General features: G+C 65.8%; 18 protein-coding genes. 2 read left to right on the top strand and 16 right to left on the bottom strand.

Features of this window, described 5'->3' with window-relative positions; translation table 11 throughout:
- The gene (locus LG299_RS16645) at positions 1-972 is read right to left on the bottom strand and encodes a methylenetetrahydrofolate reductase (RefSeq protein WP_404432263.1); all 972 of its coding nucleotides are present in this window, start codon (positions 970-972) and stop codon (positions 1-3) included.
- Positions 973-1252: 280 nt separating this feature from the next.
- Between LG299_RS16645 and LG299_RS16640 the strand changes: the two genes are divergently transcribed.
- A complete protein-coding gene (locus LG299_RS16640; RefSeq protein ID WP_404432261.1) occupies positions 1253-3175 on the top strand; it encodes an alpha/beta hydrolase family protein in 1923 nt (640 codons plus the stop codon).
- Between the two features lie 18 nt (positions 3176-3193).
- Here the strand turns inward: LG299_RS16640 and hflX are convergent, their stop codons facing one another.
- The gene (gene hflX, locus LG299_RS16635; RefSeq protein WP_404432259.1) at positions 3194-4705 is read right to left on the bottom strand and encodes a GTPase HflX; all 1512 of its coding nucleotides are present in this window, start codon (positions 4703-4705) and stop codon (positions 3194-3196) included.
- A 98-nt stretch (positions 4706-4803) separates the two neighbouring features.
- On the opposite strand from hflX, the gene LG299_RS16630 reads away from it, so the two are divergent.
- Complete coding sequence (locus tag LG299_RS16630) at positions 4804-5451, top strand: class I SAM-dependent methyltransferase (RefSeq protein WP_404432257.1); 648 nt, start codon at positions 4804-4806, stop codon at positions 5449-5451.
- A gap of 14 nt (positions 5452-5465) precedes the next feature.
- Here the strand turns inward: LG299_RS16630 and dapF are convergent, their stop codons facing one another.
- The 14 genes from dapF to LG299_RS16560 all read right to left on the bottom strand — a co-directional run bounded on the left by dapF (position 5466) and on the right by LG299_RS16560 (position 19423).
- The gene (dapF, locus tag LG299_RS16625) at positions 5466-6320 is read right to left on the bottom strand and encodes a diaminopimelate epimerase (RefSeq protein ID WP_404432255.1); all 855 of its coding nucleotides are present in this window, start codon (positions 6318-6320) and stop codon (positions 5466-5468) included.
- A gap of 9 nt (positions 6321-6329) precedes the next feature.
- On the bottom strand, positions 6330-7262 hold the full coding sequence (gene miaA, locus LG299_RS16620; protein ID WP_404432253.1) for a tRNA (adenosine(37)-N6)-dimethylallyltransferase MiaA: 933 nt from the start codon (positions 7260-7262) through the stop codon (positions 6330-6332).
- A gap of 3 nt (positions 7263-7265) precedes the next feature.
- Complete coding sequence (gene miaB / locus LG299_RS16615; protein ID WP_404432251.1) at positions 7266-8810, bottom strand: tRNA (N6-isopentenyl adenosine(37)-C2)-methylthiotransferase MiaB; 1545 nt, start codon at positions 8808-8810, stop codon at positions 7266-7268.
- A 61-nt stretch (positions 8811-8871) separates the two neighbouring features.
- Positions 8872-9750 carry an ABC transporter permease gene (locus LG299_RS16610; RefSeq protein WP_404432249.1) on the bottom strand — a complete coding sequence of 293 codons (879 nt, stop codon included), beginning with the start codon at positions 9748-9750 and terminating at the stop codon, positions 8872-8874.
- Positions 9747-10685: an ABC transporter ATP-binding protein gene (locus LG299_RS16605; protein ID WP_404432247.1), complete on the bottom strand. Its 939-nt coding sequence runs from the start codon at positions 10683-10685 to the stop codon at positions 9747-9749. The genes LG299_RS16610 and LG299_RS16605 overlap by 4 nt, the downstream gene beginning before the upstream one ends.
- Before the next feature lie 61 nt (positions 10686-10746).
- Complete coding sequence (locus LG299_RS16600; RefSeq protein ID WP_404432245.1) at positions 10747-11391, bottom strand: regulatory protein RecX; 645 nt, start codon at positions 11389-11391, stop codon at positions 10747-10749.
- 40 nt (positions 11392-11431) lie between these two features.
- Positions 11432-12484 carry a recombinase RecA gene (gene recA, locus LG299_RS16595; protein WP_404432243.1) on the bottom strand — a complete coding sequence of 351 codons (1053 nt, stop codon included), beginning with the start codon at positions 12482-12484 and terminating at the stop codon, positions 11432-11434.
- Positions 12485-12727: 243 nt separating this feature from the next.
- Positions 12728-12952, bottom strand: coding sequence for a DUF3046 domain-containing protein (locus LG299_RS16590; RefSeq protein WP_404432241.1), 225 nt, complete (start codon positions 12950-12952; stop codon positions 12728-12730).
- Between the two features lie 6 nt (positions 12953-12958).
- On the bottom strand, positions 12959-13267 hold the full coding sequence (locus LG299_RS16585; protein WP_404432239.1) for a helix-turn-helix domain-containing protein: 309 nt from the start codon (positions 13265-13267) through the stop codon (positions 12959-12961).
- A gap of 177 nt (positions 13268-13444) precedes the next feature.
- Positions 13445-13921 carry a CinA family protein gene (locus tag LG299_RS16580; protein WP_404432237.1) on the bottom strand — a complete coding sequence of 159 codons (477 nt, stop codon included), beginning with the start codon at positions 13919-13921 and terminating at the stop codon, positions 13445-13447.
- The gene (pgsA, locus tag LG299_RS16575) at positions 13918-14484 is read right to left on the bottom strand and encodes a CDP-diacylglycerol--glycerol-3-phosphate 3-phosphatidyltransferase (protein WP_404432235.1); all 567 of its coding nucleotides are present in this window, start codon (positions 14482-14484) and stop codon (positions 13918-13920) included. The genes LG299_RS16580 and pgsA overlap by 4 nt, the downstream gene beginning before the upstream one ends.
- Positions 14484-17141: a DNA translocase FtsK 4TM domain-containing protein gene (locus LG299_RS16570; RefSeq protein ID WP_404432233.1), complete on the bottom strand. Its 2658-nt coding sequence runs from the start codon at positions 17139-17141 to the stop codon at positions 14484-14486. The genes pgsA and LG299_RS16570 overlap by 1 nt, the downstream gene beginning before the upstream one ends.
- Before the next feature lie 51 nt (positions 17142-17192).
- Positions 17193-17687 (bottom strand): GNAT family N-acetyltransferase, encoded by a 495-nt coding sequence (locus LG299_RS16565; RefSeq protein ID WP_404432231.1) that lies wholly within the window; start codon positions 17685-17687, stop codon positions 17193-17195.
- A 59-nt stretch (positions 17688-17746) separates the two neighbouring features.
- The gene (locus LG299_RS16560) at positions 17747-19423 is read right to left on the bottom strand and encodes a ribonuclease J (RefSeq protein WP_404432229.1); all 1677 of its coding nucleotides are present in this window, start codon (positions 19421-19423) and stop codon (positions 17747-17749) included.
- Positions 19424-19457: the final 34 nt, after the last annotated feature.

The raw sequence follows: 19457 nt of genomic DNA, 5'->3' as shown, positions 1-19457 counted from the left end.
TCATACCTCAGGAGTTTCGTGGGTTGTGGTCGTGGTGGAGTCGTGCAGAATGTCGGCTTCACGCAGCACGGCGAGAACGGTGCGGTGGTCGTTGAAGGCGTAGAGGTGGACGCCCGGAGCGCCGGCATCGACGACCTCGCGGGCGAGTCGTGCAGCGTGGGTGATCCCGACGGCGCGCTGTCCCTCGGCGGTGGGCTCGACTTGGAGCGCGATCGCGAGGTCGGCGGGCAGCTCTTCGCCACTGAGTTCGAGCACGCGAGTCAGTCGGTTGGGCGAGGTGATCGGCATCATGCCCGGCAGGATCGGGATCGTGACACCGGCCTCGCGGGCGCGCTGAACAAAGCCGAGGTAGACATCGGCGTGGAAGAAGAGCTGCGTGATGGCCAGCGTCGCCCCGGCGGCTTGCTTGGCGAGCAACGCATCGATGTGCTGACGCGGATGCCGCGACCGAGGATGCCCGTTGGGGAACGCTGCGACGGCGATATCCACCTTCGGGGGCGCCTCAACCCGCGCTGCTCCGGGATACCCCGGGATCAGTTGCTCCGAGTACGGCGCGGACTCGGCCTGCACGCGATCGATGAGCTGAACGAGTTGGGCCGCACTCTCGACGTCGCCGAGGAAGATGTCTTCTTCCGCCACGCCGGCGGGTGGATCGCCGCGGAGTGCGAGGAAGCTCGTGATCCCGGCATCCAGAAACTCGCGAATGAGCCGAGTAGCACCCTCGTACGTGTTGCCGATGCAGGTGAGGTGCGCGAGCGGCGCGACATCCGTTGTGGTGAGGATGTGCCGCAGCACCTCAAGCGAGCGACCACCCACGGAACCGCCCGCGCCGTAGGTCACTGAGATGAACCGGGGGCCCGCCTCGGCCATTCGTGCAATGGTCTCGTGCAGAGCGGGTTCCCGGTCGCGCGTGCGCGGCGGGTACAGCTCGAACGAGAACGGCACCGGTGGTGCGGTCAGGTCGATAGACATATCGTGCTCTCGGGGACGATGCGAGGTGGCCGGTCGGCCGCGGGCGACGGGCGGATGCACAGCAACCGGCAGTCATCGCGGGCGGGTGCCGGGCTCGGCTGTCGCTCCGTGCCAGATCAGATCTCGAGCGATCTCATCTGGCGACGATTGCTCCACCGTAGCGGAGCAGTCCCTTGCGTGAATCTCTGTGACGGTCTGTTGCGGCGTTCCGCGCTAGAGCCTGCAGAGCGCGGCCGCAACCCTGTTCCGTTCGCCCTCCGATAGTCGTAGCGTCGAAGGCGTGAGCACTCCGTACGGCACCTGGCCTTCTCCGCTCGCCGCGTCCGCGGTCGCTGCGGCTTCTCCTCGGATCGAAGGCGCCGCATTCGTCGGCGACACGGTGTGGTGGGCCGAGAGCCTGCCCGACGAAGGGGGACGCACCGCGGTGCGTCGACGCTCGAGCTCGGGCGCCATCGTCGATGTGCTGCCCGCGCCGTGGAACGCTCGCTCGCGTGTGCACGAGTACGGCGGTGGCGCCTGGACCGCGGTGGACAGTGAGGGTCTGGCTTTCGTCGAGAAGGGCGACCAGCGCGTGTGGGTGCAGCGCCCTGGCATGGCACCCACACCGCTGACTCCTGAGGGCGGCGGAATGCGATTCGGTGGACTGAGCTGGCAGTCGGGACGCCTACTTGCCGTTCGCGAAGTTCACGGAGGCACTTCGGTGCCGCCGCGAGACCTCGTCGAGATTCCCCTCGATGGGAGTGCGGCCGACGATGCCACGGCCATCAGCCAGCTCGTCGCTGACAGCAACTTCCTCGCGCAACCGGCGCTGTCGCCCGACGGCGATCGAGTGGCCTGGGTCGCTTGGGATCACCCCGATATGCCGTGGGACCGCACCGAGGTGCGTGTGGGCCGGATCCACGACGGGGTCGTCGCGGAGTGGTGCACGGTCGCCGGCGGTGACTCCGCGCCGCTTCAGCCGATGTGGTTGACCGAGGATGATCTCGTTTTCGTCGACGATGACTCGGGCCGGTGGAACCTCACGCGGGTGCACCTTTCAGCCGAGCTCCCTCGCAGTCCCATCGCACCGTTCGACGCCGACACGGGTGGCCCGCTCTGGGTGCTGGGAGCGCGCTGGTATCACCGGCTCGAGGACGGCCGCATCGTGGCGATCCGCACGAACGGCGTCGACGAAATCGTCGTCGTCGACCCGACCTCCGGCGAGGTGCAGACGCTCGAGCTGCCGGTCTCGTCGGGTTGCAACCTCGAGGACGTGCGCGGAACGCGGGTGCTGATCAGCGGTTCCGGACCGACTTCTCCCCCGGCTCTCTGGCTTGTCGACATCGACGACCCGTCGTCGGCACAGCCCGTGCGAGGCGGCACATTTCCGTGGGATGCCGAATGGATGCCGCAACCCCGTGCCGTCACCTACCCCGGGCCGCACGGCCCGGTCCACGCCTTCGAGTACGCGCCGAGCAACCCCGGGGCATCGGCACCTGAGAACGAGAAGCCGCCCTACGTCGTGCTCGTACACGGCGGGCCCACGGCGCACGTCGGGCCTGCGGCATCCGGCAAGATCGCATACCTCACCAGTCGCGGAATCGGCGTCCTCGATGTGAACTACGGCGGATCATCGGGCTACGGTCGCGCGTACCGCGAGCGCTTGCGCGGAGAGTGGGGCGTAGTCGATGTCGACGACGTCGCCGCAGCCGCGAGGGGCCTCGCTGAGTCCGGCACGGCCGACCCCGCGCGTATCGCGATCGCGGGCGGCTCGGCGGGCGGATGGACGGTGCTCGCCGCCGTCACGCGCACCGACGCTTTCGCCGCGGGTATCTCGCGCTACGGCGTGGGTGACGCGCGGGCGTTGGCCGCCGATTCGCACGACTTCGAGGCGCGGTACCTCGACGGGCTGATTGGTCCGCTCCCGGAGGCCGAGAAGATCTACGTCGAACGTTCTCCCCTGACTTACCCCGAGCGCTTCCGCGTACCCCTGCTCCTCCTGCAGGGAGCAGAAGACGCGGTGGTACCGCCCTCTCAGTCCGAGGCCATCAGAGACGCGCTGACGGCCCATGGGGTGCCACATGCGTACGTGCTCTACGAAGGTGAAGGGCACGGATTCCGGGGCGGTCAGACCATGATCCACGCCATAGAGACCGAACTGGCGTTTCTCGGCGCGGTATTCGGGTTCGACCCACCGGGGGTCGACCCGATCACCCTCGAGTGAGCGGCAACCTGAAGCGCGCTAGATCGTGAAGGGCGCGAGATCGGCCGCGAGACGCTCGCCGACGTAGGCGTGCAACGCGGTGCCGCCCTCTTCGTGTGACTGCTCGAGGATATGACCGGTCTCGTGGGCGGCAGAGATCAAGTCTCCACGGTCGTAAGGCACCAGCGCCCGCACCTCGACGGCCGGAAGCGGCAACGCCTCTTCGATTGCCGTGCGCAGCTCTTCGATTCCCTCGCCCGTGCGTGACGACGCGAACAGCGCCTTGGGCTCGAGCCCTCGCAGCAGGAGTCGCGCGTCGTCGTCGAGAAGGTCCGACTTGTTGAACACCACGATCTCGTGCGTCCCCCGCGCACCGACATCACCGATGACATCCCGCACGGTCGCCAACTGCGCGGCCGGGTCAGGGTGTGAGCCGTCGACGACATGCAAGATCACATCGGCATCACCCACCTCCTCGAGTGTCGAGCGGAACGCCTCGACGAGCTGGTGCGGCAGGTTGCGGACGAAGCCGACCGTATCGGTCAGGGTGTAGACGCGACTGTCGGCGGTCTGCGTGCGACGAACGGACGTGTCGAGCGTTGCGAACAGCGCGTTCTCGACCAAGACACCCGCGCGCGTCAGGCGGTTGAGCAGACTCGACTTGCCGGCATTGGTGTACCCCGTTATCGCGACGGCGGGGATCGTATTGCGCTTGCGCTCAGCACGTTTGGCGTCCCGTGCCGGGGCGAAGTCGCGGATCTGACGACGCAGCAGCGCCATCTTCGTGCGGATACGGCGGCGATCGAGCTCGATCTTCGTCTCACCGGGGCCGCGGGAGCCCATACCGGCTCCACCGGCACCGACCTGGCCACCAGCCTGGCGGCTCATGGAGTCACCCCAACCGCGCAGGCGCGGGAGCAGATACTCGAGCTGGGCGAGTTCGACCTGGGCCTTGCCTTCGCGGCTCTTGGCGTGCTGGCTGAAGATATCGAGGATCACGGTGGTGCGGTCGATGACCTTGACCTTGACGACGTCCTCCAGGGCGCGCCGCTGGCTGGGTGCAAGCTCGGTGTCGGCGATGACCGTGTCGGCGCCGAGCGCCACCACGATGTCGCGAAGTTCTTGCGCCTTGCCGCGTCCGACATAGGTCGCGGGATCCGGATGCGGCCGCCGCTGCAGTACGCCATCCATCACGACAGCGCCGGCCGTCTCGGCGAGAGCGGCAAGCTCACGCAGAGAATTCTCGGCGTCTTCGGTCGACCCTTGAGGGTGCACACCCACCAGGATGACGTTCTCGAGTCGCAGCTGTCGGTACTCGACCTCGGTGACGTCCTCGAGCTCGGTCGAGAGCCCGGGAACGCGACGCAGGGCGGCACGCTCTTCGCGGTCCCACTGATCGCCATCGCTATCGCCGTGCGCGACGGTCGCGCTGTCCTGCAACGCCTGTGCCTGGCCGAACACCGTCACACCGGACCGCGCATCGGCGCGCGAGAGCACCCGATCGACGGGATCCGTCGTCGAGTCTTCGGTACTGAGGGTGGTATCGGTCATGTTTTCCTTTCAGAACGACCTGCCCGAATGGGCTGGTCGAAGCATCCGTAAACTCTAGCCTCCCGCGCCGGGACGCTCCTCCGCTACGCTCGACACCCATGGGGAGTGACCATTACTTCAGCGCGTCACCCGCAAGTGCCGAGAATCTCCGCCGTATCCGTGTGAACCTTGCCGGTCGCGACGTCGAGATCACGACTGCGGGTGGAGTGTTCAGTCCGGACCATGTCGATTCGGGCACAGCGGTACTGCTGGCCAATACGCCGCCTGCTCCCGCAGGAGGAAACCTGCTCGACCTCGGAAGCGGGTGGGGCCCGATCGCCTTGTCTCTGGCGATGGAATCCCCGCACGCGACCGTGTGGGCGGTGGATGTGAACGAGCGGGCCCTTGACCTGGTGCGTCGGAACGCGTCGTCGTTGGGCCTCACAAACATCAACGCCGCGCTCCCCGACGATGTTCCCGAAGACCTGACGTTCCGCAGCATCCGTTCGAATCCCCCTATCCGCGTGGGCAAGAACGAGCTGCACGGGCTACTCGAGCGATGGATCCCGCGCTTGGATGAGCGATCGGATGCCTGGCTCGTCGTGCAGCGCAACCTCGGTTCTGATTCCCTCCAGCGGTGGCTCACCGCGAGCTTCACTCCCGGTTACTCGGTGCACCGCGCGGCGACCGGTCGCGGATTCCGCGTGCTCAAAGTGCGCAGGCACGGCTTTCCGCCGACTTCGCCCCTCGACATTGTGGGTGAGTGACGCGCAGGGGGCGGTCAGGCGAGGGTGATCTCGCCCGAGAAGACGAGGGTCGCGGGCCCCGACAGGAGCACATGCCCGTCAGTCATCCGCACGCCCAGCGTGCCGCCCGGCACGGCAACGGTCCACTGATCGGGTGCGGCAGACCCCGCCCATTCGCGAACCGCGAGCGCGGCAGCCGCGACACCCGTGCCACAGCTCAACGTCTCACCGACACCGCGTTCGAACACGCGCATCCGGATCGTCCCGACGCCTTCGTGCACCAACGGATCCGCAGGCACGACGAACTCGATGTTCGCTCCGTTCGGCGGCTCAGGATGCACCTGCGGCCGGACGTTCAGGTCGAGATCGTCGAGCTCTGCGAGGTCGGGAAGAGCGACAACGATGTGCGGGTTGCCGACATCGATGCCGAGCCCAGGGCGCGGAGCGCCGATACCCCGAGCACGCACGAGCACATCGGAGGTGTCGACGGTCCACGTGCCGAGGTCGACCTCGAACCCCAGGTCACTGCGGGTGATGGTCTTCACCCCCGCACGCGTGCCGATCGGCAGTGGTCCGTCGTCGAGACTCGCCCAGCCTGCGTCGACGAGATAGCGCGCGAACACACGGATGCCGTTGCCGCACATCTCTGCCGCGGAGCCATCCGCATTGCGGTAGTCCATGAACCACTCTGCTCCGGGTGTGCGCGCGCCTTCTGCGATCGCGGTCGACCGAACCACGCGGAGAATGCCGTCGCCGCCGATGCCGAATCGACGGTCGCACAGCACCGCGACCTGATCGTCAGAGAGCACGAGCTCACCATCCGGGTCAGGGATGACGACGAAGTCGTTTCCGGTGCCGTGGCCCTTGGTGAATGCGACGGTCTGCGGCATGCGAACAGTCTATGACCGGGTTTCGGCGTCACGTTGCGCGAGCAGTTCGCTCGCCGGATGCCCAGGCTCCACCCACATCACACCGTCATATCGCCGAAACCATGACACCTGCCGCCGGGCATACCGACGAGTGAGCGCTTGCGTTTCTGCAATGGCGTCGGCCTCGGTCAGCGCACCGGTCAACTGGCCCAGCGCCTGGGCGTATCCAATCGCTCGGCGTGCGGTGACGCCGCTGTCAAGTCCTTGCGGCAGCAGAGCCTTCACCTCTGCGAGCAGGCCGTCGTCCCACATGTGTGTGACGCGCTGGTCCAACCGTTCGACGAGCACCTCGCGGGGCACCGACACCCCGATGATCGCGGTCTGCGGGTACCAGAGCACCGGCGCCTCCGGAAGTTCGGCGCCGTACGTCTGCTCCCCCATCGCCAGGATCTCAAGCGCTCGCACGATGCGGCGACCGTTGCGAGGATCGACTCGAGCGGCCGTGTCCGGGTCGAGCCGGCCGAGTCGCTCGAACAACACGCCCGGCCCGTGCGTCTCGAGCTCGGCCTCGAGCTCGGCGCGTAGCGCCGCATCTCGCGGCGGAAATCGGAAGTCGTAGAGCACAGCCGACACGTACAGGCCCGAGCCGCCTACGAGGATCGCGTCGGCCCCGCGAGCGTGAATCTCGGCAATCGCTGTGCGCGCGGCATCCTGATACCAGGCGACAGCCGCTTCGTCGGTGACGGCCAGCGCGTCGAATAGATGATGACGGATGCCGCGGCGTTCGCTCTCAGGAAGCTTCGCGGTCCCGACATCCATGCCGCGGTACAGCTGCATCGCGTCGGCGTTGACGATCTCTGCCTCGCGGCCGTTCGACTTCAGCTCTTCGGCGAGGTCGAGCGAGAGCGCGGTCTTTCCCGTTCCCGTGGCACCGACGATCGCCCAAAGCGTGGGCACCGACATGTGTCAGACGCCGATGCGCAGCGTGGGCAGGCCGAGCGACACGGCGCCTTTCTCACCCGACGCGGGAGTCGGCACCGCGCACGACTCGGACTGTGTGCGATCCCACGCGTCGCCGGCGCGCGTTTTGCGAATGCGGAGCGGGCTACCGTCGACCGAATCGGCGAGCAGATGGAACGGTGCGGCGTGGGTGACCACGACCGAGACAACATCGCCGGGTCGCGGCACGGCCGACCCTTCGGGGACTTCGAAGTGCACCAGTCGGTTGTCTTCGGCGCGACCGGTCAGGCGATGGGTCGCGGCATCCTTCTTGCCCTCACCCATCGAGACGAGCACGTTCACTTCGCGACCGACCTGGGCCTCGTTCTCTTCGAGGCTGATACGGTCCTGCAACGCCGCGAGGCGTTCGTAGCGCTCCTGGACGATGTGCTTGGGCACCTGGTCGGGCATGGTCGCCGCAGGCGTTCCCTCGCGGATCGAGTACTGGAACGTGAAGGCGCTGGCGAACCGGGCCTGCTCGACCACGCGCAACGTCTCTTCGAAGTCTTCGTCGGTCTCGCCGGGGAAGCCGATGATGATGTCGGTCGTGATCGCGGCGTTCGGGATACGGTCGCGCACACGGTCGAGGATGCCGAGGAACTTGTCGCTACGGTACGAGCGACGCATCGCCTTGAGGATGCGGTCACTGCCCGACTGCAACGGCATGTGCAGCTGCGGCATGACCGCAGGAGTTTCGGCCATCGCGTCAATGACGTCATCGGTGAACGCGGCCGGGTGCGGGCTTGTGAAGCGGATGCGCTCAATACCCTCGATCTGACCCGCGGCACGAAGCAGCTTGCCGAAGGCCTCGCGGTCGCCGAACTCGACTCCGTAGGAGTTCACGTTCTGACCGAGCAGGGTCACTTCGATGGCGCCGTCGTCAGCCAGCAGGCGAACTTCGTTCAGGATGTCGCCGGGACGACGATCCTTCTCTTTGCCGCGAAGGCTCGGCACGATGCAGAACGTGCAGGTGTTGTTGCACCCCACCGAGATCGACACCCAGCCGCTGTATACGCTGTCGCGCTTGGTGGGAAGAGTCGAGGGGAAGACTTCGAGCGACTCGAGGATCTCGAGTTCAGCCTCATCATTGTGGCGGGCGCGCTCGAGGAGGCTCGGAAGAGAGCCCATGTTGTGGGTGCCGAAGACGACATCCACCCACGGCGCCTTGTCGAGCACGGCCTGCTTGTCCATCTGGGCCATGCAGCCGCCGACGGCGATCTGCATGCCTTCGTGCTTGTCTTTACGGGACTTGAGGTGCCCCAAAGTGCCGTACAGCTTGCCGGCGGCGTTGTCACGCACGGCGCACGTGTTGATGACCACGACATCGGCTTCGGCACCTGCCTCAGCGGCAACGTAGCCTGCGCTCTCGAGCGAGCCGGAGAGCCGCTCGGAGTCGTGGACGTTCATCTGACACCCGAAGGTGCGCACCTCGTAGGTGCGTGCGCGTCCCGATGCGTCGCGCGCCGCGGTGGAGGGCGCGATGATCGTGGGGGTACCGGCGAGAAGAGTCATGATCATCCGATTCTACCGGCCGTCCGCCGCGTGCTCGCTGGGCGGCGCCGCAGGCAGATCGTCAGCGGATGCGCGATCGAATTCTGACAGCTGCGAGCACTGTGGACACGATCGCAAGGACGACCAGCGCGCCGACGGCAAAAGACGCCGGGACCATCCACTCCCCGACGAAGGCATCGATGCCGTACGTTGCGCGAATCTGTTCGTCGGCCAGCGAGACACCTCCCGTCATCGTGGGAAGCGTTTCTGCGGTGAACTCTCGTCGCAACAGCATGCCTGCTTGCCCGAATGGGAGGGCATTGATGAAATTGGCGACGCCGGAGGGGAGTGAACCCACCGGGATGAAGGCGCCTGCGATGAATCCGAGCACTGTACCGACGATCGTGGCCAACGCCGAGAACGCACCAGCGGTGTTCAGAAACGAAACGGCGAACGCCGAGAGCGCCGTGAAGGCCGCGCAACACAGCACGGAGATAGCCGCGATGCGCAGGAGCACGTCGGCGGTCAGCCAGACGCCGTCGACGAGGCCGAGGTAGATCACGCTGAGCACGAGGACGATGAACGTCATGATGAGCGAGACCACGACCGCGGCGATCATGTAGCCGAGGACGATCTGCCCGCGCTTGATGGGTGAGACCAGGAAGTCGCGGAACCGTCCCGATTGTGTGTCGTCTACGAGAACCGAGAGCGCGCCGAGTCCTGTAGTGATCGTCGTGAGGAGGATGATTCCCGCGAACATCCAGCTGTCGACGAAGGCCTTGACCGAACCTTCGGGGGCATCGGGGAACGCCTGCTCGAGGGCCTGCGTCTGCAGGTTGCTGAGGAAGAGCGTGTACAGAACGAAGAGCACGATCGCGCCCAGGAGCGAGAAGAAGACGTTGAAGCGATCGCGGAAGAACAGTCTCAGGTTGCGCAGGACGATACCGCGGACGACGTTCACGCGGCCGCCGTGCCATCTGCTGCTTCGTCGACTGCACCGCTGCGGCCGGTCAGCGACAGGAAGACATCATCCATCCGCCCGTGACGAAACTCGAAGTCTCGGACGGCCTCACCATGCGCGGCAAGGATTGCGCGCGCCGTGTCGGAATCAGGCACCGGAACAAGGATGACGTCGTCGGCAGGTTCTGCAGTGACGCCGTGCTCTGCGGCGAGGCGGATGAGCCCCGCAGGTTCTGATGTGGTGACGGTCAACACGCTCCGACTATGCGTTGCGCGAAGCTGCGCGGGTGTCCCGTCGGCGATGATGCGACCCGCATCGATGATGCACACGCGATCGGCCTCTTCTGTCTCTTCCATGTAGTGCGTGGTGAGGAACACCGTGAGACCGGTCTGACTTCGGAGCTCTTGCACCGTGCGCCAGACGACCGCTCTGCTACCCGGATCGAGGCCTGCTGTTGGTTCGTCAAGGAAGAGGATCTCAGGCTCGTGAAGGAGTGCACGGGCAATGTCGACCCGACGGCGCTGCCCGCCGGAAAGGCGCCCGTATCGTCGCCCCAAGAACTCGCCGAGCTCGACGAGTTCGGCGAGTTCGTTGATGCGGGATGCGGTGGCCCGACGTTCGAGGCCGGCAAATGTCGCGCGGAGTGCCAGGTTCTCGCGCACAGTGAGTTCCGGGTCCAGGAGCGCGTCCTGAAAGACCACGCCGATCGCGGAGCGCACCTTCTCACCGTCGGAGCGGACGTCGTGCCCCGCGACCCGAACAACGCCTGCGTCGAAGGGAAGGATCGTGGTGAGGCATCCGATCGTTGTCGACTTTCCCGCCCCGTTCGTTCCCAGGAACGCGAAAACATCACCACGCTCGACGGCGAAGCTCAAGTCATCGACCGCAGTCAACTGACGGTACTTCTTCGTCAGTCCCTCGACCTCGATGGCCATTGGCCGTCTCCTCGTGCGCATGGGACCAACCTATCTGCGAGAAGGATTGGCGTTGCGAGCTTCAGGCCTCATCCAGCACCTGGCGCGCCGCGGTCATCGCCACGGATCCGCCGTAACCTCGACGAGCGAGCTGACCGATCAGCCGACGCAACGCAGCCTGCCGATCGACACCGCGCAGCGAGTACGCCTTCGACCGCGCGAACTCGAGCGCGCGTTCGGCGTCGTCGTCGGGAAGGGCGGAGATCGCGGCATCCGCCACATCGCGAGGGATGCCACGCTTTGCGAGTGTCTGCGCGATCACGTTGCGTCCCTGGCCCTTGCGGTCCACACCGGCGTGAATCAGTTGATCGGCCAAGGCCGCGTCACCGAGATAACCGCGCGCCTCGAACCGAGCAAGAAGGTCATTGATGGCTTGTGGCGAGAGATCGCGCTCGGCCACGATCGCTCTCGCCTCTCTCACTGAGAGCGACCGCATGCGCAGACGCTTCAACAGCGCCGTCTCTGCGATCTCGAGTTCGATCGAGCCACACTCATCGAATGCGTCCTCCGAGTCGAAGGCATCGTCATCGTCGTCCACGTCATGCCAAGTGGAACGCCAGGGCGCGGGAGCGACCGTCGCGGGCGCTTCATGCGCCCCGCCGAACAGCGGGATGACGGGGGCGAGACCGACCGACTCGTCGGCCGATCGGTCTCGCTCGCGTGTCATTGTTCGGTCGCCGATCGCTCAGTCGTCTCGAACAGCGACATCACGCGGGGCGGCGCGCCGCGAGCTCGTCGGACGCGGGGGTCTCGACGAAGGTGGGCTTGCCGATGCCGAGCTTCGCTTTGATCTTCGATTCGATCTCGGCCGCTACGTCTTCGTTCTTGATCAGGAACGAACGAGCGTTCTCTTTACCCTGACCGAGCTGTTCGCCGTCGTAGGTATACCACGAGCCCGACTTCTTGACGATCTCGTGCTCGACGCCGAAGTCGATAAGGCTGCCCTCGCGGGAGATGCCGGTGCCGTAGAGAATGTCGAACTCAGCTTGCTTGAAGGGCGGTGCCATCTTGTTCTTGACGACCTTGACGCGGGTACGGTTACCCACCGCCTCAGTGCCGTCCTTCATCGTCTCGATGCGGCGGATGTCGAGGCGCACGGACGCGTAGAACTTGAGTGCCTTACCGCCGGCGGTGGTCTCGGGCGAGCCGAAGAACACGCCGATCTTCTCGCGCAGCTGGTTGATGAAGATCATCGTGGTGTTGGTCTGGTTGAGCCCACCGGTCAACTTGCGGAGCGCCTGCGACATGAGTCGGGCCTGCAGGCCGACGTGCGTGTCGCCCATCTCGCCCTCGATCTCGGCCTTGGGCACCAGGGCCGCGACCGAGTCGATGACGATGAGGTCGATCGCACCGGAGCGGATCAGCATGTCTGCGATTTCGAGCGCCTGCTCGCCCGTGTCGGGTTGAGAGACGAGCAGGGCATCGATGTCGACACCGAGCTTCTGCGCGTAGTCGGGGTCGAGCGCGTGCTCAGCGTCGATGAAGGCCGCAATTCCGCCAGCACGCTGTGCGTTCGCAATCGCATGCAACGTCAATGTGGTCTTACCCGACGACTCCGGGCCGTAGATCTCGATGATGCGGCCGCGCGGGAGTCCGCCGATACCGAGCGCGACATCCAGCGCGATCGAGCCGGTGGGGATGACCTCGACCGGAGCACGCTCATCGGAACCCAGGCGCATGACCGAGCCCTTTCCGAACTGCCGGTCGATCTGTGCGAGGGCTGACTCGAGGGCCTTCTCGCGGTTTTCGGGTGAGGGCATGACGTGCTCCTTAGACTCGCGTTCCGTCGCCTGTAGGCTGTCGCGTTCCACCCCGGATGGGACGGATGCTACGACAAGGCGTGAGGTGTCGTTCGACGTTGTTCACGCTACGGAGGGGCTCCGACATCCTTCGCCAGATCGACCCGCATCGGTGGACAACATCTCCTCGATACCTACTGTGCAGGAGCCTATGCGGCTTTCGAACAGACGTTCTATGCGACACGCCGCGTCATGCGGCAGGAATCAGCCGCGCTTGGGCTCCAGCCGGCCCGCGCCGTAACGGCGTTCGAGTGGCACGTCGGTCGCGGCGCAGAGCGCCAGCCAGACCTCGCGCGGCGAAACGCCCGCGGCGATCGCCTGATCGGCCGTGAGGTCTCCCAGAGAGGGGAGAACCAGATCGACCGTCAGCGACGACGCCCGTCCGCCGAACTCGTCCTGAACGGCGCGCTCGAACTCGCTACGACGCACGACGCGTCAGCGCAGCGACAGTTCGGAGCCGACTTCGGCGACGAGGTCGTCCGGCACGACGTCCGGGAAGACCTGAACACCCTCGAGAACCGAGATACGATCGCCGACCTCGCGCATGATGATCGAGATGGGCACATCGAGCGCCTCGGCAACCGAAGCGAGGATCTCGCTGGATGCTTCTTTCTGACCGCGCTCTACCTCGCTGAGGTAGCCGAGAGCCACGCTGGCGCGGCTGGCTACCTGGCGGAGGGTACGGCCCTTCTGCTGGCGAAAGTCGCGAAGCACTTCGCCGATCTCTTGTCGAACCAGGATCATTGTGGGCCCCCTCCCCTGTGATTCCGCCGTTGTCTGGGTGGACAACAGTACAACACCGACATGCTTCAATCTAATCCCGCGGGCTGGGGAATGGGTGGGAATCGCCGAATGTAACCGACCCGAAACACGCTCTGTTCCCGATTACGCAAAGAAGTTCTGCCAGAGATTCCGGATGCCTCACACCACCGCGAGCGCAAGACCGAGCGCGGCATCCATCGCCTGCGTACGAATCTCAGCCCGCGACCCGGTAAGCAGCAACCGCTTGACACGCGTGCCTTCGCCAGTGGACACAGCGACATAGACCGTCCCGACGGGCTGACCGTCCTGAGGATCTGGCCCGGCCACGCCGGTCGTGGCGATCCCGACTTCGGCGGCAGCATCCGCCCCTCCAAGAGCGCCACGCACGCCCTCTGCCATCTGACGCGCGACCTCGGGATGTACCGCACCAGAGGCGGCCAAGAGTGCTGCGTCGACGCCGAGGAGCGTGTGCTTGACCTCGGTGGCGTAGGCGACGACCCCCCCGCGCACGACCGCCGATGCGCCGGGAACGGAGACGAGTTCGGCGATCACCATTCCGCCGGTCAACGACTCAGCGACCCCGACAGTCCAGCCGCGCTTGATCAGCCGTGCGATCAGCGCGGCTGCATCGGTCACGCCCGCTTCTTCCGAGCTGCGCGCACCTCGGTGACGATGTAGTCGATGCCACTTGCGATCGTGAGGATCACCGCGATCGCCATCGTGACCCCGTTGACCCAGTGGATCCATTCGCCGACGATCGTCCAGAGCGGCAGGAGAGCGAGCGAGAGCGCCACGCCTTGAGCGAGGGTCTTGAGCTTACCCATCCACGCGGCGGCCAGAACATGGTCGCTCACGACCATGAAGCGGTAGACCGTGATGCCGATTTCGCGGATGAGCACGATGATCGTGACCCACCAGGGCAGCTCGCCCAGGATCGAAAGCCCGATGAACGCGAAGCCGGTGAGCACCTTGTCGGCGATCGGATCGAGGAGCTTGCCGAGGTCGGTGACGATCTCGTACTTGCGAGCAATCCACCCGTCGATACCGTCGGTCGCGATCGCGACGATGAAGAGCACGGCAGCCCACCACCGGACTGGCCCGTCCGCTCCCCCGTCGGCGAGCAGCATCCACAGAAAGACCGGCGCGCACAGGATGCGCACGATCGTGATCGCGTTGGGCAGCTGCCGCGGAACGGCCATCAGTCACGTCCCGTCAGGCCCCAGGCGTCTTCGTCGCCCTCCGACTCGACAACCGGCAGTCCGTCGAACTGGGCCTCGACAGCGTTGGCGCCGTAACCGTCGCCAGCCGGGGCATCATCGCCCGCATCGTCTCCGCGCAGACGCGCGAGCACGGCGGGAAGTTGTTCGTTGGTCACCAGCACGTCGCGGGCCTTCGAACCCTCCGAGGGGCCGACGATCTCGCGGGACTCGAGCAGGTCCATGAGGCGCCCGGCCTTCGCGAAGCCGACGCGGAGCTTGCGCTGCAGCATCGAGGTCGACCCGAATTGCGTCGAGACGATGAGTTCGGTCGCCGCGAGCAGAAGCTCGAGGTCGTCGCCGATGTCGGCATCGACCTCTTTCTTCGGCGCCACGACCGCAACCTCGCGGTACTCAGGTCGCGCCTGGGCGGTGACGTGCTTGACGACCTTCTCGATCTCGGCCTCGCTGACCCACGCACCCTGTACGCGGATCGATTTCGAGGTGCCCATCGGGAGGAACAGCGCGTCGCCCTGACCGATCAAGCGGTCGGCTCCGGGCTGGTCGAGGATCACGCGGCTGTCGGTGACGCTTGTGACCGCGAACGCGAGCCGCGATGGCACGTTGGCCTTGATCAACCCGGTCACGACGTCGACCGACGGACGCTGTGTGGCGAGGACGAGGTGGATGCCGCTCGCACGAGCAAGCTGCGTAATGCGAACAATCGAGTCTTCGACGTCGCGCGGCGCGACCATCATGAGGTCGGCGAGCTCGTCCACGACCACTAGCAAATACGGATACGGCTTGAGCACGCGCTCACTGCCGACGGGAAGATTCACTTCACCCGCGACGACCGCGCGGTTGAAATCGTCGATGTGTCGATAACCGAACGACGCGAGGTCGTCGTACCGCATGTCCATCTCTTTGACGACCCACTGCAGCGCTTCGGCGGCCTTCTTCGGGTTGGTGATGATGGGCGTGATCAGGTGCGGGACGCCCGCGTAGGACGTCAACTCGACCCGCTTCGGGTCGATCAGCACCATGCGCACCTCGGAGGGCTTGGCGCGCATCAGGAGGCTTGTGATCATGGAGTTCACGAAGCTCGACTTGCCCGAGCCGGTGGAACCAGCCACGAGAAGGTGAGGCATCTTCGCGAGGTTCGCGACGACGTAGCCACCGCCGACGTCTTTGCCGACACCAATCGTCATCGGGTGAGTGCTCGCGGCGGCCGCCTGCGAGCGCAGCACATCGCCGAGCGTCACCATCTCGCGGTCGACGTTGGGGATTTCGACACCGATGGCGCTCTTGCCCGGGATGGGAGCCAGAATACGGACCTCGTTGGATGCCACGGCATACGCGATGTTGTTGGTCAAGGCGGTGATCCGCTCTACCTTCACGCCGGGGCCCACCGAGATCTCGTACTGGGTCACTGTCGGGCCGCGCGAGAACCCGGTCACACGCGCATCGATCGCGAACTGGTCGAGAACGCTGGTGATCGCCCGGACGGTGTCGTCGTTGGCCTGCGACCGAGTCTTGTGCGGAGTGCCCTCGGCGAGTGCCGCCACCGACGGGAGCCGATACGGCGCCACGGACGATGTGCGCTCAGCATCCGTCCCCATCCCCGTAAGGCCGGGCAGCATGCCGTCCTCGAGAGGATCTTGATCGGAGTCGTCGCGGAGCGAGGTGTCTTCGCGTCGAGCGGACTTCTTGCGGCCGGGGGTCGCGATGACCTCGGTCAGTGCGTCGGGTGCGGGCAGAGGCGGCGGAGTCGCCAGGACCTGGTCGAACCCGCCCTGCACTGCACCGGGGGGCAAGAGTTCCGTGAGGTCCTGCGAACCGATTCCCTCGGCGGGGTCCGTCTCGCGGCCGGTCTTGTTGCGCCGCCAGAAGGGCAGTGAAGCGTCGCCTTCGCCGCCGTCGAAAGACGGCCCGGATGTCTTTTCGGCAGGGTCAGGACGTTCCGCGTCGAACATCCATGCGTACAGATCGCCGAGGCGGCGCCCGATGCGGTTCGGTGGCGTCTTGGTGATGATCAAGACGCTGAGGGCAGCGAACAGCCCGAGGACGATGTACGCGCCGATATCGGTGATCAGCAGGGCCAGCGGTTCACCCAGCATCCATCCGAAAAGTCCGCCAGCTTCACTGAGGGCGGGGAGACCCTCGTTCGGCTGCGGACGACCGCCGGCGATGTGGCAGAAGCCCGCAATGGTCAGGATGAAAAGCGCGAAGCCGATGCCGATGCGCCCGTTGTCGTGCACAGAGGACGGATGCCGGAACATCCATCCCGCCAGCAACAGGAGGAGCACCGGCAGAATGAAAGCCTCACGACCGATCAGGGCTCCGGCGGTGTAGGCGCTGATCGTCTTGGCGACCTCGTTGCCGATGAGGAACCACTCGACGACAGCGCCGGCGATCGCGAGGAGGACGAGCAGGAACGGGAAGCCGTCGCGCCGCTGGTCTTTCTCCAGCGTCTCGGGGCCGAACGCGCGAAAGAGCCCGCCCGTCGCGTGAGCGAGGCCCAGCCACCCCCGGACGATCACCGGCGGTTTGTCGCTCTCGCCGACGTAGCGCTTGGGTGCGGGCTCGGGTTTGCGCGCGCGCGAAGATGATGCCCCTGCGGGCGCGCGACCACTCTTGGTCGGGCTAGAGCTCCTGGCCATTCCCCCACGGTAGGCCCGGGCCCCGACTTTTCGCGGGAGCGACTCGGACTCTCAGCGCAGGCGCTTGACCATCGTGTCGCGGCCGATTCCGCTTTGGGTGACTGCGAAACCCTCGCTGCGGTAGAGCGACACGGCGAAGTTGCCGCGCTCGACACTCAAGCTGATGCGCGCGAAGCCTGCGCTAGCGGCGTGCTCGCTCAGCCGTTGCAGAAGTGTGCGTCCCACTCCGTGCGCACGCCAGATCGGCCGCACACCGATGATGAGTTCGGGCACGCCGGTGCCGACATAGCCGAACCCGGGATCGCTGCGGGGAAGCATCCGGTACCACGCCGCACCGATCGGTTCACCCTGATCGTCGACGGCGACGAAGCCGGCATCGCTCGGGCGCATCCACCCCGAGACGTACCGACTGTGCTCGGAGCTCGTCATGATCTGATGCTTCGGCCGCGCACCGCCCGAGCTCCAGTTCGCCGCCTCGACGACCATGTCGCTGAGGAACGCGCCATCGGCCTGCGTGGCAGGGCGGATGCGAAACGACGAGGGCACCCGGTGATCCTATCCGCGCGGTGTTTCAGTCCTGTGTCGGACGAAGAATCGGTCGGATGCTACGCCTCGATGACGAGCGGGATGATCATCGGACGGCGCCGGAGCTGCTGGTTGACCCAGCGGCCTATCGTGCGACGCACCACCTGCGAGAGCGCGTGTGAGTCGCGGACCCCGGACTTCGCGGCCTCGGCGAGCGCGGCAGCGATCTTGGGCTTGACGTCGTCGAACACGGAGTCGTCTTCGGCGAAGCCACGGGCGTGGATTTCGGGGCCGGAGATGACTTTGCCGGTCGAGGCATCCACCACAACGATCACCGAGATGAATCCCTCTTCGCCGAGGATCCGGCGGTCTTTGAGGTCGGCTTCGGTGATCTCGCCCACCGTCGAACCGTCGACGTACACGAAGCCGAGGTCGAGCTGCCCGACGACCTTCGCATCGCCGTCTTTCAGGTCGATGACCGTGCCGTTCTCGGCCAGGATCGTACGGTCAGGGTGAATGCCGGTGTCTTGCGCCAGCTTGGCGTTGGCCATGAGGTGGCGGTACTCGCCGTGCACCGGAAGGACGTTGCGGGGCTTGAGGATGTTGTAGCAGTACAGCAACTCACCTGCTGCAGCGTGGCCCGAGACGTGCACCTTGGCGTTGCCCTTGTGCACGACGTGCGCCCCGAGCTTCGTGAGCCCGTCGATCACGCGGTAGACGGCGTTCTCGTTGCCCGGGATCAGGCTCGACGCGAGGATGACCGTGTCGCCCTCCCCGACCTCGATCGCGTGGTCGTGGTTCGCCATCCGGCTGAGAACGGCCATCGGCTCGCCCTGAGAACCCGTCGACATGTAGACGATCTTGTCGTCGGGCAGGTCGCGCGCCTTTCGGTAGTCGATCAGGACTCCGTCCGGCACGTCGAGGTAGCCGAGATCAGCGGCGATGGTCATATTGCGCACCATGCTGCGGCCGAGGAGCGCAACTCTACGTCCGTGGGCGGCCGCGGCATCCAGAACCTGCTGCACACGGTGAACGTGGCTCGAGAAGCTCGCGACGATGACGCGGCGGGGAGCTTTGGCGATGACCTGGTCGAGCACCGGTCCGATGTCGCGCTCGAGCGGAGTGAACCCGGGCACGTCGGCGTTGGTCGAGTCGACCAAGAACAGGTCGACACCCTCTTCACCCAGCCGCGCGAAGGCGCGGAGGTCGGTGAGGCGGTTATCCAGTGGCAACTGGTCCATCTTGAAGTCACCCGTGTGCAGCACGAGTCCCGCAGGCGTGCGGATCGCCACGGCCAGAGCGTCGGGGATCGAGTGGTTCACCGCGATGAACTCGAGCTCAAACGGACCGAGCTGCTCGATCTGATCTTCTTTCACGGTGAGGGTGTAGGGCTTGATGCGATGCTCTTTGAGCTTCGCCTCGATCAGCGCCAGCGTCAGTCCCGACCCGATGATCGGGATGTCCCGCTTGAGCTTGAGCAGGTAGGGCACCGCTCCGATGTGGTCTTCATGACCGTGGGTGAGCACCACCGCGACGATGTCGTCGAGGCGATGCTTGATCGGCTCGAAGTCCGCGAGGATCAGGTCGACTCCGGGCTGGTGCTCTTCGGGGAAGAGCACCCCGCAGTCCACGATCAGCAGCTTGCCCTCGTACTCGAAAACGGTCATGTTGCGACCGATTTCGCCGAGGCCACCGAGCGGAATGACTCGCAAGGTTCCCTTCTCGAGGGCGGGCGGGTCGATCAGGCTGTTGGGCATTGAATTGCCTCCTCCGGATGCCGCAGCATCCGCT

The sequence above is a fragment of the Microbacterium lacus genome, from assembly GCF_044794305.1.
Taxonomy (GTDB): Bacteria; Actinomycetota; Actinomycetes; order Actinomycetales; family Microbacteriaceae; genus Microbacterium; species Microbacterium lacus_B.
Note: the sequence above shows the minus strand (reverse complement) of the source record. Positions and strands in the feature narration are given on the sequence as shown.